The organism is Lysinibacillus sp. G1-3, from assembly GCF_056322905.1.
This window is the reverse complement of the sequence record NZ_JBWHYQ010000011.1, coordinates 181,419-195,839: the sequence shown is the minus strand read 5'-3', so window position 1 is coordinate 195,839 and position 14,421 is coordinate 181,419. Positions and strand designations below refer to the sequence as shown.

Sequence of the window (14,421 nt, the reverse complement as noted above, 5' to 3'; positions counted from 1 at the left end):
AGCAACATTGTTTATCTGTTGCGAAAGCGAAGCGACAGCAACATTGTTTATCTGTTGCGAAAGCGAAGCGACAGCAACATTGTTTATCTGTTGCGAAAGCGAAGCGACAGCAACATTGTTTATCTGTTGCGAAAGCGAAGCGACAGCAACATTGTTTATCTGTGCGAAAGCGAAGCGACAGCTACAATTTTACCGAGGTGACATTGATTAACGTTGTTGTCGCTTAATCACTTTATCTGGAAAATCAGAAATCCAACCAATTACAGAAGGATGGGGATTTGTTAAAAATGCTTCATTCCCATCAATTGCATAAAAACGACATGCTTTATCACTCGCTACACAAGCCTCTATATATCTTGGTTTATAATACCTTTTATGCATATGAACACTATCAATTGCTTTGTAATCACGAAGCAAATCCCATTTTATTTTTTTAGTTGCTATAAGTGCTGTTTCATAGTCTGGCTTATATTGTTTCACAATCTCTAAAAGCTCATAGTGAAACGATGAAAAATGACTGCCAACAGGCAAAGTAAGCCCATGTAGCATTTGTATAAGTGCGTTTTTATTATCAAGGAGTGTTGATTTTAATTCAATATTAAGTGGGAGCTGTTGAGAATTTGCCCATGCTAAAACAACTTCAAACGTCGGAATTTTGTACGTTGAAAATAATCGTCTCCACGGCTTCCCAAGTTTAAAGCTTATTAGCTCCTCTTTCGTACATTCGTTCACAAGCTTATTGATGCCTACTAATCTTGATAGTTGTGGATCATGAAACACTACTGGAATGCCCTCTTTTGAAAGCTGGATATCTAATTCAATTCCATCTGCCCCTAGCTCTAATGCCTTTTCAAAAGACTTCAAAGTATTTTCAAGTGCATACGCTGATGCCCCACGATGTGCAAATACAGGAATAAAAGATTCACTAAGCATTTAACTCACCAAATTCAATAAGAAATTTACCCTTTTTAATCTTACTTAATAAGGATGATTTTTTGCCAATTTGAATATAGGTACCAGGATGCGCTTCCTTCGTAACAATAATCTCTTCTTTTCCAGCATGACGCATTTCATCCATTATGAGTTTAACCTCACGATCAATGGTCACTGCATCCGCTTTCAATTTTGTTAAAATTTGTTTTGTACCCTCAAATGTAGCTATTTGCTCCTTAGACATTTGGTTAAGGTGTGGCAGTAAGCTTTTAATTTTTCCCTCGTGCTCAGCGATTTCTGATTGCAGTTGCTTAAGCTTCCCCGCTTTCTCTTGCATAATAGAATAGCTTTCTTGTTTATTGACGCTTTCGATAATTAAATCAGTTCGACGCTCTAAACGATTTCCTGAGATAGCCGTAACGATTGTATTTTTGGCTACTGCACGGCCCCCAATAATTTTTCCTTTTCGTTCGTCCACAAAGATAGAATGGGCAGTGAGCTGGGATCCCAATGCGTAAGATCCTATATGAATGCTGTCAGCTGCAACTAGATTTGCTTCATTGACATGTTTAACGAAAATATTGCCTCCTGCCTCTACAAGCGTTGACCCTAGACCAAAAATCCCTCCGCGAATATAGACGTCGCCTTCCAGGGATTTAATCAGTTTGGCACCGCTTACACCTTCGGCACCCTCGATGGAAATATCTCCAGTAGCAATGACTGTATAGCCTGATGTAACTGTTCCTCTAATACTTAACGAGCCATTAAATTCGAGATTCCCTGTTTCAACGCCAACGTCTCCATTAATTGGCAAATGTCTATTAACACCGATCATGCCTTTGACATCATCTAATACACCAGCTATTTTTGAACGGATGACAGTCTTCCCATCCTCTTCCACTTCATAAGCCGATTTTTTATCATATCGTATAGGAAAATCACGACCCGGTACTGCAGCCATCATTTCACCTAGTACATTTTCCCCTGGTTTACCTAATGTCGCAGGGATTTTCTCGCCTAACCACGAACCTTCGGATATTTCAGAAATAAAGTTCATGTCATAATAATCAGCTTTGCCATCTTCACGAATTACTGGCTTTCTCTCTGGCTTAGGTAAGTATGTAATTTGTGCATCTGTTCCTGCTACTGGTTGTGTACCTTGAGCAATTAAAAATGCTTTTCCTGTCTCAATGTTAGAAATATCAAAATCTAATATGCCGTGAACAATTCCTTCGTTTTTGATAGTTTCCAAAATTTGTTCCGTTAATTTCTCTTTATTCTTTAGAATATAGTCATGTGTTTCATAGATAAATATTGAGGCAGACATTTTATCTCTTGCAACTTCAGCTTCAACATTCGGAAGCCAGCGTCCAATTTCAACAGGGCTTGCGCTTTCAGTTGCTAAGACATTTTTTAATATTGAAAAATTTGATAATTTGAGTCGGGGATGACTTCGTAAAATACTATCAAATTCTTTTAATGGAAACCCGGCACTGTAAGTAAGCATATATACCTTGCCATTTTCTTCCGTTATTTCGAATTTATCATTTCGAACTAGAATCAAGCTACCTCCTCCTTCCCTCTAACTGTAAGTATATACAATCTATTTACATTTGTTTAGAGACAATTGTCACTACTCAGAAAGAAGATACACATACTTTATAAGTAATATTCACATCCAATATTTTCATTTTAATATGATAATTAGGTGATTTATACTATACAAAAGTAATATTTTAATCAGTTCTCAAAATCTCACTGTCCAAATTGTATAAATTTCACTATTAACAATCAGGAAATTTATTAAATCTTCACCTAACGTAAAAATCAGATAATATATCTGTCATAATTTTCATAATCTTACTTAGGCCTTCAATACTAAATAAATATCCCTTGGAAACCATTTATACAGAGTCGAATGATGGCTCTTAATCTTTCTCCAGAATAGTCTCAATGCGCAAATGAGCGCCTAATTGATCAAAATTCAAGAGCTGCTCACGTGTCATATAGTAAACGCTAATGCTTCCATTCATTCCAAGCCGCACTTCAAATAAATTATCTTCTATCTGCGTTATTTCTAACGAGTTTTTTTCGTCAAGCTGTATGTTTACGGTTTTCATCTGTTATCACCCCAAATCAATTATACCTCGGTATTATTGTGTCCGGAATAGGCTTTGGGCCAATCCGATGTTGATCACTCTGTCGTGTATTGTTGTTATTGTTGTTGTTGCTGTCGCTTCGCTTTCGCACAGATAAAACCTTGTTGCTGTCGCTTCGCTTTCGCACAGATAAAACCTTGTTGCTGTTGCTTCGCTTTCGCACAGATAAATCGCCACAGTACGTGGCGTTCTTAGACTGAGTTCCTCTATTTCAGCGGGTGTATGGACACACGCTGAAATAAGTTATAGACTTACTTTCCTAATACATGTTCCGCCAATACACTTTGAATTTTATATATGTTAGTTGATTTATTAAAGCTTTTCTGTATCGGTAATTCATTACCTGAAACCCAAATTTTCAACTCTGCATCTAAATCAAATGTTCCTGCCGTTTCAACTGAAAAATGAAGAATACTTTTATATGGAATTGAATGGTACTGTGTTTTCTTTCCGGTCACTCCTTGTTTATCGATTAAGATAAGTCTTTTATCCGTAAAAATAAACGTGTCTCTTATTATTTTGTAAGCATTCTTAATCGTTTCATTAGGTGTTAATAAGCCTTTCACTTCTTCCTTTAACTTTTCTAGATTAACTTCACTTGCATTACCTATTATCCCATCAAATAACCCCATCTTTACTCCCCCTCCAAATGTCCATCCTTCATTTAGAATATGAGATTATTTTTCCATAAATTCAACCCAACTGCGTTAAATGATATTATTTAAAACTGCGAATAAGTAGCAATTATCAATTGACTAAATACTAAAATGGTGTAAAATTACACTAAATGCTGTTTTGGTGGATAAATTGATCAAATAGTTTGTAGCTTTATTTTACTCGAAATAATAGGGGTATTTCATTTTTCAATAAGCAAAACAAAGCCTATCACACAGCTCATCAAGGACTTGTGCGTAAAAAATGATTATTGTTAATAAAGAAGGGTGACGTAAAATGAAGAAAAAAAAGATATATATTACAATTAGTATCCTAATTACTGTTATTGTCATTGCTATTCCAACAGGTTTTATTTATGTACTGAGCAATGGTAATCCATATGCAAAATACATCGCTAATAAGTATGTTCCAGAATATCTGGAAGAGAAGGGATATACAGACGAAATAATTGAAAAATCACATTATGTTGAGCCAAAGTACTTAATAAATAAAGACTTTTATCACGGACACTATATGGTTATATTTAAAGATGAGCCGAATACAACCTATTAATATGGAATAACTAAAAATGGAAAACAAGTTCAGCAATTTTGTGAAAAAGACGTACTTTCAGCGGATGGTGTTACTGACCTATTTAAGGGTGAGACAAAACATAGTGAGAAAGAATGTAAATATTCTTTTGATAATAGAGATTTATAATGAAATGTCCAAGGTAATTCTCATTTGTCACACATTTACATTCCTCCACTAACACAAACGCAAACCATATTATTGGAAGAAATCTTGAAAAATTAAAACGTTAACAAGACTATTATTCCCTTATCAACAATAGAAACAATAACCATCACACCTATCTACGACTTGCGCTTAAAATTACACACAAGTCCTTTGTAAGCTACCTCTATCCCTATCACATAGCTATATAATAACAAGTAGGCATCTGTAATTCTGAGTTCATGCTTAAAGTAATTTTTAAAGAGCGTTAAAGTTAGTTCAAATGACTTCAAAGTCTTTGGTGAGGCCCAAATAAAGCCCCACAAAACATGTTAAGAATTTCTTCCCCTAAATCTGCTGATGGATCAAATCCAGTATCACGATTTAAGATGATTTCTGTTTTCTGCGAATAATAAACAAAGCGCTGTTTTCCAGACTTTTTTGCGTAATAACAATGCATTGCGCCGCAAATCTATATCAGATGCTACAACTCCCAACAATTACTCTCTCCTAGCTCCAGTATCAAAGATTAATCGAGCTTTAACCTAGTCGCAGTATTGATCGAATTTCGTAACGTCGAAAAAACGGATAAACTATTTTAATTTATTATCTTCGAGCATAACTTTGATTTTTCGCTCCAGTTTAACATTTTTTAAACCCTTCAAAAGTTTTATATTATAATTCGCTATCGAATGGATTGAGAAATCGATTCTTCTTTTTTATATTTCGGGAGAGGATAATAGAGATTATAAATATCAAAAAGCATAAGCTTTTTACGCCTATGCTTTTTCAAAAATTAATGTGACATCGTTATTCTTTTACAAGCTATTTTTGCCGCTGGAGTTCCAACACCAGCATCAAGTGCTGCATCTACTGATTCTCCCCAAGAACCACTGCTAGCCTTTATTTCGTTTCCTGCTGTAAAAACTCCCTCAGCTACAATTTGAACACAATCATAATAGTCTGGGTTAGGATTACCTTCAAGATACTGTGCAGCTAATTCGTCTGCTTTCTTTTGTATTGAAACTCGACCTTGTTCAGCCAATGAACTAAAAACACTCTCAGCTTGCCCACCAAAGTGTACTATTACGTCATTAATGTCTCGACCAGTACGATGTATATCTTCCATTTCAGATGACATATTTAGTCCTCCCAATCCTTAGTATTTGAACATTTTTTAGTTCACAAATATTTTCTCCAACTGAGATTGTTCTTATCCATCAACAACTATCCTAAATAATCCTCAATTTCCACTAGAGTAATTTAACTCCACAACTACATATTCACTAATATTCCCCAGCATCTTACATCCATTTTACGTATAGCTTTAAAGTTTAATTTCATTGTTATTATAGCTAGCCTTTTGCCGCACAATAAAGCATAAAACAGTGTATTAAATATCAGTCAAAAAAAACACCTCCATGAACGGGAATTCCCCATAAATGAATGTGTTTCATAGTTTAATTCAATTAATTAACATTAGTTATATGATCTCAGTAATTAATCGGTATAAATTCAATGAATTCTCTCTAAATAAGTCCTGTAATCTTTTGTGGCTTTAACCTTAACTCGCCATCATTTCGATTCGAATTTTGACTGCAATCATGGCGGTTTTCTAACGTAATCCCTTCATTACGTCTTGTCTCGTTGCCCACAGAGCGGGAAATACAACTGCTCCCATACCTATTAATGGAGAAAATACAATTATACCTCCCAGAAGTAAAGGCATTGACGGAAATGTAGTAGCATTTAAACTTTGAAGCAAACAATACGTGGAAATCATCGATAACCCTACTGCAAATATTCCAACTGTTCCTGTTAAAAGAGCTCCTTCAAGCAATAGCAACGAAAATACCCGTTTCTTTGTATAACCAAGTACACGTAGCATACTTAATTCTTGGATTCTTTCCTTAATACTACTGGCTGTACTATTCATTAACCCGATGATGGTAAATATAATTATTAATCCTACAGCTAGAAATAAAATGAAAAAGCGTTGTAACAATTGTTCTTCTAAGTCCTTCAATTCTTCTGCTTTATTATATAGAATAGTATTAGCATACTGCGGTTGTTGGATCAGTGATTGAACTTCTTTCAATGTTTCTTGTTGGTCTATATCTGATGTTATATTCATCTCTACGCTATGAAGAGTATGAATCTGAAACATATCTTCCATATTTTTTTTAGTAGTGAATACTTTGTAGTCGTCACTCATGTGCTCTGAATTGGTTATAATACCTTCTATGATAAATTCTTTTTTATCCACCTCATTCATATTTTCAGAGATATCAGCTTCTATTACATCGCCTAAATGATATCCTAATTTCTTTGAAGTAGACTCTGTTATCATAACACCGTTAGGACTCAACTCTTCTTCTAGATGAATACCGTCCTTTACCTTAACCTCATTTTTATCTAAGCTGTATTGTAAATCAGTCCCACTAAGAGCTAGTATCACTTCACCTTGTTTTGAAGGGAGATTCATCGTATCAAACAGCTTTACATTTGTGTAAAAATGCGCTTCTATATTAGGGCTCTCACTGACAAGGTCATAGAATGAAAAAGGAAATCCCTCTTCTCTTTCTGATCCCACAGACACTAATTTTAAATCATTTGTGTAAGTATCCATGATTGTTTCAGTCGTGGTCGCTTTAACACTTGTTAATACCACCATTCCTATAATAGTGATGATAACACCTAAAGTGAAAATAATAGAGATTTGTACATTTCTACCTAATTGCCTTAGTAAATTTTTCGTAGCTAATAAGCCTTCTGCTCTAACCTTTACTTTTCGATCTAATAGACTTATTCCTTTTTCAAATAACACAAACATTAGAGGGATTGTTATAAATATCAACGCTATAAACGAAACTGCGTTAATAACAAATATAAACCTTGATTGCCACTGCCATAGATTAAGGGCAAATAATATAGTTGTGAATAATGCATACAACAAACTAATCATGAAATACCTTTTTGTAATACATTGTGTGCTTTTCACACCTCTATAAACAACAATTGGTGGAGAAAGACTTGCTATATAGCCAGGAATAAGTGAAGATAAAAAAATGACTACTGTAAAAATCCCCAAACTAAATAATATATCGTGGTATGGTAATACAATACCGGCATTTGGAATATTCAATAGCCCTAAAAATACATCAAATGTAAGAAAAGGGACTAGAATACCAACAAGGATTCCCACTGCTAAAGAAACTGATCCTACTATCATCGTTTCAATTAAAACTAAAAACATAATGTGTTTTTTCCCAAAACCTAATAGGCGTAGCGTTGCAAGTTCTTTTTGTTTTTCCTGAATGGACATTCTCATTGTGCTAATAAGTATCAATGCACTTATTAGGTAAATGGCAATATTAAGCCCCTTAACAAATGGTCCAAGCCCTCCAATATTATTACGTTCATCATCAATCTCTAATCTATTATCAATAAAAAAATCCTGGTTAAGCTCTCTCAATTCTTGAACAACATCCGATTTCTTTTCAATATCATCTAACTTAATAATCAATGCGGTTGTTATTCCATCGTTTAAAGTAACTTCTTGAAGCCAATGAAAGTCGAGAATGACCATATTCGTTAATGCTTCATGCTCTTCACTAATTCCCGATACCGTAACCTCTCTTTTCCCTTGTGGTGGAAAATTCATTTTTATCTTCGAGCCAATTTGCAAATTATTTAATTTAGCATATGTGGGAGAAATTAAAGCTTCTTCTGCTTTAGGGAAATTACCAGATTTTATTGATACAAACGGATATTCATAAGCTAGCTCATCATTGTTAAAACCAATGTAAGTTGGTTCGCTCCACATATCATACTCTTCTTCTTTGTTTAAGTATGGGTATAGGAAGGGACTTATTTTCTCCACCCCCTCTATCGTCTCTATCGCAGCAATCTCTGATTTAGTAAGTGACTTATGACTATCTTGATAACCAACTACTATGTCAAAATCACCATGCAAATTTTTGATTGTCTGTTCATTTGATTCTTGTAAACTAGCTAATATTATTTGCACAATTACAATTAGAGCAACACCTAGAGAAATACCTAAAACTAAGAATGCGTTCCTGGCCTTATGGTTGAATAATGAATTAATAGCTGCTTTAATAAATAATCTCATAAGCTTAGTTCCTCAATCTTAGATGCAATGATCCTAACTACTTCATTATCCTTCAAGCTTGAGTTTTTTAAATTTAGCGTATCGCAGATTTTACCGTCATGCATGAAAATAACTCTATTAGCATAAGCAGCTACATTTGCATCATGTGTTACTACAATTAACGTATGTCCCAGTTTCTCACAAAAGTTACGTAGAATACTCATCATGGCTTTAGAGGTTTTTGAATCCAGGCTACCTGTAGGTTCGTCAGCTAGAATTAATTCCGGGTCATTTATAAGTGCCCTCACTATCGCTACTCTTTGTTGTTGACCGCCAGATAATAGATTAGGTTTAGATTGTATAAAAGAACCTAGACCGACCAAATGCAACAAGTCATTCGCTTTTTCATCTAATTCTTTCTTATTCTTTACAGTTAGCATTGCTGGGAGGGTAACATTCTCTAGAACGGACAATACAGGAATTAAATTAAATAATTGAAAAATAAATCCTATTTTTTCTCTACGTAACCGAGTCAATTCGTGATCTGAATACCCCTTTATATTTTCACCGCTTATCAGAACTTCTCCATGATCATAAGTATCTAGCCCAGATATCATATTTAAAAGGGTTGATTTTCCAGAACCACTTGTTCCCATTATTGCGACAAATTCGCCTTTTTCAATTTCTAATTCAATATGATTTAATGCCTTTACTTGACTATGACCTTGACCATATGTCTTAGAGAGACCTCTCACGCTAAGAACTGACATTTTTAATCTCCTCCTTCTTATTCTTGTAAGAATTATAGCCAAGGTAAATCAATTTTCTATCGAGCTATTATCAAGACTTTATCAAGAAATATCATCCTTCTATACAGTAACAACTAGGTATACCTATATACTCCCTTTCACTGCTTTGAAAAAAACAACCAAAAAAAAAAAACGAAGGAAGCGATTTCCTTCATTTTTATGTTTTCTGATCATTTTATTCGATGATATTTTTAGGAATCTTTATAACAATCTTTGCCCCTTTTTCCTCATCATTTGCGGCTTGAATTGTTCCTTTATGCTTCTGAATAATAACCTGTGCAATAGTTAAACCTAATCCCATTCGATCAGCACTAAACTTTTCTTCATCTCCTTTATATAAAGGTTTAAATAGGTGTGCAAGATCCTTTTCCACAAATCCCTTTCCATTATCTAAAATAATCGTTTCTATAAAACTCTCCCTTTCTCTAATGAATACTTCTATTTTCTCTGTTGGTGGACTATGGCGAATACAATTGATAAGTACATTTTCAAATGCTCTTTTTAGCAATACATAATCACCAGCAATGGGCTGACTTGTTCGATTATTTACATCTAGCGTAAGTTTTTTCTCTGAAAGGTTAAAAAACAACATCTGCTTTAAATCATGTACCAGATCATTAACTTGAAATTCCGTTATTTTTTCGAGTTTAATTTGTCCTTCAATATTTGCATAATTGGCCAAAGACGTGACCAATTCATTCAGGTGATTTGCTTGTTTCATACTCATTTCTAAATATTGCATTTTCTTTTGTTCATTTTTAAAAATTCCTTTTATTAGGCCTTCCAAATAACCTCGCAATGAAAAAATAGGCGTCCTTAAATCATGAACAATGGAAGACACAAAGAGCTTTCTTTCATCTTCTAGTCTTTCGTTCGTTTCCTTCGATAATTTGAGTTTTTTTGTCATTTCAATAAAGGTATGAGTCGTGGTGCTCATTTCTTTAATGTTAGAGGCTGGCAAATCTATGCTATATGTACCATTCGATATAAGCTGTGAAGATTTATTTATAGCACGTAATGGCTTCATTAAATTTACTTGTAGAAATACTATATAGAGAATCGAGACTAGAGAAAATGCACCCATATAAAAGACAAAATCGTAATTCGTACTTTGAATTTGTTCTTCTGCAGGTATAGGATAGCTAATATAAACCGTTGCAACGAATGAATCATCTGAATAAACATTATAAGGAACTAGATTTAAATTAGATTTTCTTTCGAGATTTTCTGAAAGTGCTTGGCCCTCTTCATAAAGCTGAGTATTTTCCTTCATGCCTTCAGTATAAAGCAACTCATCATTTGCAAAAATAATGAACAAATCAAGCATATCAGCTTCAGCTTTCTTTTTTAATTGACTTTTCCATTCTTCATTATCGAACTGTGTCTTATCTGCATTCACTATTTGGTCTTGCACCCACAAGTCCAAATCAAATATTTGACTTTCTTTGGATGAATACACGTCTGTTAGGCGTGTAACTGTTTTCGCTAAAAGGATTGGCGTGAAAACAATAATAATTAGGCTTAACGCAATAAACGCCTTAAAACTAATTTTTGGCATCTTTTATCCTCTCATTCCCTTATATAACTGGTAACCAACGGATCTTATTGTTTTTATCTTGGGAATTGTATCAAAAGGAGCTATCTTCTCTCTTAATTTCGCAACATGGACTCGCACATTGTGAAATCCAGTTACATCGTCATTCCATATCCTATCTATAATTTGCTCATACGTTAGCACAATCCCCTCATTTTCCATAAAATAATATAATAAATCAAACTCGATTGTCGTTAGCTCTACTGCTTGCTGTCCTACCCACACTGACCTCGTGTCTAAGTTTAATTTAAGTTGATCGATAGATAAAACCCTTTGCACATCTATAGCCTTCCGAGAATGTATAGCTATTCTTCTTTCAACTGCCTTGACCCTTGCCACGATTTCACTTGGACTTGCCGTTTTGACAATATAATCATCAGCTCCAAGCATGAGACCTCTAATTTTATCTGCATCGGTTTGATGATTGGCACTTAAAAATAAAATAGGAACTTCTGATTCTTTTCGGATTCTCTTGCAAAGTGTAAAGCCATCAGTTCCAGGCAACATAATGTCTAAAATAATACAATCTATTGTCATTTGACGTAACAGTGTTTCTGCCTCTTCAGCATTTTTAGCACTATAAACTTTGTAATTTTCCATTTCTAGAAAATCAGTCATCAATTGTATAATTTCTATATGGTCATCAACAATTAAAATATTCCTAAATGGCAATTTAACCACCTCTTTAATTAAATTTATAAAGCTTACTTTACCATTTTTTACTATCTTTATAGTATTTTACTATAAAATTCATTAAAGAACATGCTTTAACAATCCACTTCTACATTTTAATCATTACAATATTTTTGGTCATGTTACAAATGCTTATTCTACTAGTTATGTAGTACTCAGCAACAACGAAAATGTTTTGTATATCCCGCGTAGCCATAGCCACTCAGACCTTCCACTCCTGCCCTTTACATTCAGGCCAACAAGGAGGCTTCTAGCGATATACTAGACGTTTGTGTGGTGGGGAGTCATAACCTGTCAAGTTTAGTCGCAATTGGTGTTACTAGGTTTCCACTAATTAGCTAACATGACCTCATGCTGACTAATAAAGACAATAAGAAACTGGACCTTTGCATTTGCTAATCCTTTTACCACAAGATCTAGCATAAAACGGTCTATTTCAATATCGAAAACAGTCAAAAAAAAAACACCTCCATGAACGGGATTTTCCCCATAAATGAATGTGTTTCATAGTTTAATTCAATTAATTAACATTAGTTATATGATCTCAGTAATTAATCGGTATAAATTCAATGAATTCTCTCTAAATAAGTCCTGTAATCTTTTGTGGCTTTAACCTTAACTCGCCATCATATCAATACGAATCTTGTCAGCGATCATGGCGATGAATTCGCTATTTGTCGGTTTAGATTTTAAATGATGTACAGTATAACCAAACATCGACGAAATTGATTCATAATTACCACGATTCCATGCGACTTCAATGGCATGACGAATCGCACGTTCAACTCTTGATGGCGTTGTGTTGAATTTTTTAGCAATTTCTGGATATAAAATTTTCGTCACAGATCCTAATAACTCGATATCTTCGAATACCATCTGAATAGCTTCTCTCAAATAAGAGTAACCTTTTATATGTGCAGGAACGCCAATTTCTTTTATAATGGCCGTAATCGTGCTATCTAATTGATGTTGATTTAATTTTTGAGGTGCCGTCGGTTGTAAAACACTTGTCTTTTTAGGAAGTGTTGCTTTCTGTCCAGCACAATGTAAGATTTTTTGAACCAATTGATCAAATTCAAATGGCTTTAGCATGAAATAGGATGCACCTAAGTCTACAGCTTGTTTCATCACATCTTCTTGACCAAATGCAGTTAACATTATAACTTGAATTGATGACATTTGTTCATTTTGATACATCGACTCTAAAACAGCTAACCCATCAAGATGTGGCATAATAATATCTAGCAGCAAAATATCTGGTGTGAATTCCTCAAGCATTTGTAAACAAACTTTCCCATTTGAAGCAGTTGCAATGATTTCAATTTCTGGATGTCCTTGAAAATACTGCTCCATCGTTTTTAATAACTCACGATTATCATCTGCAATCGCTACTTTAACCTTTGTCATTTAAAATTCCTCCTTCTGAACTGTGTTTCGAATATCCCGTTACCTACCCCAATGCATTTTTTTGCACACTGTGGAATTTTCGACATTTTTGTTTTAAAAACCTTTTCAATTTCCAAAAATGAGTATGTAGTCCGATACTTTCTTTTAATATCGACAAGTTATGATAAATAACTGACAAAGCTTCGAATGCTTATACCATTTATTTTAGTGAAAAAATGGAGATAAAACTACAGTTTTTTTTAAGTATCGCTAATCGCTTCATAAATAAACGAAATACATGGTGAACAATATATTTTCATGAAAGAATGGAGCCACCTTTTGGCAGCTCCTTCGTTTAAGATGATTTTTTTAACATTTCCGCTACAGTTATTGCTGCTCCTTTTTTCGGCTCCTCCACAAACATATGCGTAACCGCACCTACAAAACGACCGTCTTGAATGATAGGACTGCCACTCATTCCCTGCAAAATACCACCTGTTTTTTCAATGAGCTTTTTGTCAGTGACTATGAATTCAAGGCGTTCATTTTCAACCTTTGTAATTTCAATTGAAAAAGTTTCCACCTTACTGCCTTTGATCGCCGTATAGATTTCTGCTTTTCCTGCTTTTATATCCTTTTCATGCATAATTTCAATTGCTTTAGGCAAACTTTGTTGATAACCGTCTTCCCAACGGCCAAAAATCCCATAAACTGTATTTTTATCTATACTTCCTAATCGATCCTGATGTTTTTCAATGGAGGATATTTTATAGCCAGGTTGGCCAGGTATACTTTTACGAATTTGTTGAATCGAAGCTAAAAAAATGGAGCCAGCATGGAAATTAGGGGCTTCTTGTAAGGTTGAATCAACGATTTGGTGGCCTAACGCACCGTAATTTTTTGTCTCTGGATCAATGTATGTCAATGTTCCTACTCCATCTGTTTCATCTTTTAGAAAGGAAATAACATGTTCAGCTTCTTGCTCCTGTAACTCAAGTGTCACTTCTTTTCCTTCATTTTTTATCGTCCATTTCTGTTGTCCTTGTCGAGCAACAGCTTTTTTGGCATCTGCAAGTGTTTTTACTGTAATATCATTTATTTTTTCAATTACAGCGCCTCCTTTCATCCACTGATTGGAAGCTAATAGCACATCATGTGCTACAAATACATGTGATAGCTGAAGTTGAATACCAATTGCTTCGCCCATCGGAATTAGTTTTTTTGCGGCAAAAGCCTTTACGGGCATGAATAATAAAACGATGAGCATAGGCAAAATGACAAATTGACGCCAACGACGATACATACGACACCTCCTTTTTATTTTTGTCTTTATACTATGTGTTG

General features: G+C 34.5%; 14 protein-coding genes. 2 read left to right on the top strand and 12 right to left on the bottom strand.

The annotated features are described in order from the left end of the window. On the top strand, nt 1-227 hold a 227-nt coding region (locus ACVYAD_RS13905; protein WP_476426838.1), incomplete at its 5' end, for a hypothetical protein. Here the strand turns inward: ACVYAD_RS13905 and ACVYAD_RS13900 are convergent. The 4 genes from ACVYAD_RS13900 to ACVYAD_RS13885 form a co-directional block, all read right to left on the bottom strand. Next, nucleotides 208-933, bottom strand: coding sequence for a glycerophosphodiester phosphodiesterase (locus tag ACVYAD_RS13900; protein ID WP_476426837.1), 726 nt, complete (start codon nt 931-933; stop codon nt 208-210). The two genes, ACVYAD_RS13905 and ACVYAD_RS13900, sit on opposite strands and share 20 nt — an antisense overlap. Next, nucleotides 926-2,497: a DUF342 domain-containing protein gene (locus tag ACVYAD_RS13895; RefSeq protein ID WP_349660575.1), complete on the bottom strand. Its 1,572-nt coding sequence runs from the start codon at nt 2,495-2,497 to the stop codon at nt 926-928. The genes ACVYAD_RS13900 and ACVYAD_RS13895 overlap by 8 nt, the downstream gene beginning before the upstream one ends. Before the next feature lie 364 nt (nt 2,498-2,861). Continuing rightward, complete coding sequence (locus ACVYAD_RS13890; protein WP_476426836.1) at nt 2,862-3,053, bottom strand: hypothetical protein; 192 nt, start codon at nt 3,051-3,053, stop codon at nt 2,862-2,864. Nucleotides 3,054-3,343: 290 nt separating this feature from the next. Beyond that, nucleotides 3,344-3,724 carry a PH domain-containing protein gene (locus ACVYAD_RS13885; RefSeq protein WP_323647051.1) on the bottom strand — a complete coding sequence of 127 codons (381 nt, stop codon included), beginning with the start codon at nt 3,722-3,724 and terminating at the stop codon, nt 3,344-3,346. A 319-nt stretch (nt 3,725-4,043) separates the two neighbouring features. Here ACVYAD_RS13885 and ACVYAD_RS13880 point away from each other — a divergent pair, with 319 nt between their 5' ends. Beyond that, complete coding sequence (locus ACVYAD_RS13880; RefSeq protein WP_476426835.1) at nt 4,044-4,319, top strand: DUF3139 domain-containing protein; 276 nt, start codon at nt 4,044-4,046, stop codon at nt 4,317-4,319. 958 nt (nt 4,320-5,277) lie between these two features. Here the strand turns inward: ACVYAD_RS13880 and ACVYAD_RS13875 are convergent. The 8 genes from ACVYAD_RS13875 to ACVYAD_RS13840 all read right to left on the bottom strand — a co-directional run bounded on the left by ACVYAD_RS13875 (nt 5,278) and on the right by ACVYAD_RS13840 (nt 14,380). Beyond that, nucleotides 5,278-5,622, bottom strand: a complete 345-nt coding sequence (locus ACVYAD_RS13875; protein WP_349660577.1) for a hypothetical protein — start codon at nt 5,620-5,622, stop codon at nt 5,278-5,280. A 474-nt stretch (nt 5,623-6,096) separates the two neighbouring features. Beyond that, nucleotides 6,097-8,616, bottom strand: coding sequence for an FtsX-like permease family protein (locus ACVYAD_RS13870; RefSeq protein WP_476426834.1), 2,520 nt, complete (start codon nt 8,614-8,616; stop codon nt 6,097-6,099). After that, nucleotides 8,613-9,365: an ABC transporter ATP-binding protein gene (locus tag ACVYAD_RS13865; RefSeq protein WP_476426833.1), complete on the bottom strand. Its 753-nt coding sequence runs from the start codon at nt 9,363-9,365 to the stop codon at nt 8,613-8,615. The genes ACVYAD_RS13870 and ACVYAD_RS13865 overlap by 4 nt, the downstream gene beginning before the upstream one ends. Before the next feature lie 214 nt (nt 9,366-9,579). Further along, nucleotides 9,580-10,962 (bottom strand): sensor histidine kinase, encoded by a 1,383-nt coding sequence (locus ACVYAD_RS13860; RefSeq protein WP_476426832.1) that lies wholly within the window; start codon nt 10,960-10,962, stop codon nt 9,580-9,582. Between the two features lie 3 nt (nt 10,963-10,965). Next, on the bottom strand, nt 10,966-11,670 hold the full coding sequence (locus ACVYAD_RS13855) for a response regulator transcription factor (RefSeq protein WP_476426831.1): 705 nt from the start codon (nt 11,668-11,670) through the stop codon (nt 10,966-10,968). Between the two features lie 351 nt (nt 11,671-12,021). Continuing rightward, entirely contained in the window at nt 12,022-12,147 is a 126-nt protein-coding gene (locus ACVYAD_RS13850) for a hypothetical protein (protein WP_476426830.1), read from the bottom strand. A gap of 159 nt (nt 12,148-12,306) precedes the next feature. Then, entirely contained in the window at nt 12,307-13,098 is a 792-nt protein-coding gene (gene spo0A / locus ACVYAD_RS13845; RefSeq protein ID WP_079561794.1) for a sporulation transcription factor Spo0A, read from the bottom strand. 334 nt (nt 13,099-13,432) lie between these two features. Continuing rightward, the gene (locus tag ACVYAD_RS13840; RefSeq protein WP_349660590.1) at nt 13,433-14,380 is read right to left on the bottom strand and encodes a SpoIVB peptidase S55 domain-containing protein; all 948 of its coding nucleotides are present in this window, start codon (nt 14,378-14,380) and stop codon (nt 13,433-13,435) included. Between the last annotated feature and the right edge of the window lie 41 nt (nt 14,381-14,421).

What these genes read in the sequence shown, in the direction of transcription:
- ACVYAD_RS13865 (WP_476426833.1), bottom strand. Translation starts at nt 9,365, where the DNA reads ATGTCAGTTCTTAGCGTGAGAGGTCTCTCTAAGACATATGGTCAAGGT.
- ACVYAD_RS13890 (WP_476426836.1), bottom strand. Translation starts at nt 3,053, where the DNA reads ATGAAAACCGTAAACATACAGCTTGACGAAAAAAACTCGTTAGAAATA.
- ACVYAD_RS13870 (WP_476426834.1), bottom strand. Translation starts at nt 8,616, where the DNA reads ATGAGATTATTTATTAAAGCAGCTATTAATTCATTATTCAACCATAAG.
- ACVYAD_RS13880 (WP_476426835.1), top strand. Translation starts at nt 4,044, where the DNA reads ATGAAGAAAAAAAAGATATATATTACAATTAGTATCCTAATTACTGTT.
- ACVYAD_RS13860 (WP_476426832.1), bottom strand. Translation starts at nt 10,962, where the DNA reads ATGCCAAAAATTAGTTTTAAGGCGTTTATTGCGTTAAGCCTAATTATT.
- spo0A (WP_079561794.1), bottom strand. Translation starts at nt 13,098, where the DNA reads ATGACAAAGGTTAAAGTAGCGATTGCAGATGATAATCGTGAGTTATTA.
- ACVYAD_RS13900 (WP_476426837.1), bottom strand. Translation starts at nt 933, where the DNA reads ATGCTTAGTGAATCTTTTATTCCTGTATTTGCACATCGTGGGGCATCA.
- ACVYAD_RS13875 (WP_349660577.1), bottom strand. Translation starts at nt 5,622, where the DNA reads ATGTCATCTGAAATGGAAGATATACATCGTACTGGTCGAGACATTAAT.
- ACVYAD_RS13885 (WP_323647051.1), bottom strand. Translation starts at nt 3,724, where the DNA reads ATGGGGTTATTTGATGGGATAATAGGTAATGCAAGTGAAGTTAATCTA.
- ACVYAD_RS13840 (WP_349660590.1), bottom strand. Translation starts at nt 14,380, where the DNA reads ATGTATCGTCGTTGGCGTCAATTTGTCATTTTGCCTATGCTCATCGTT.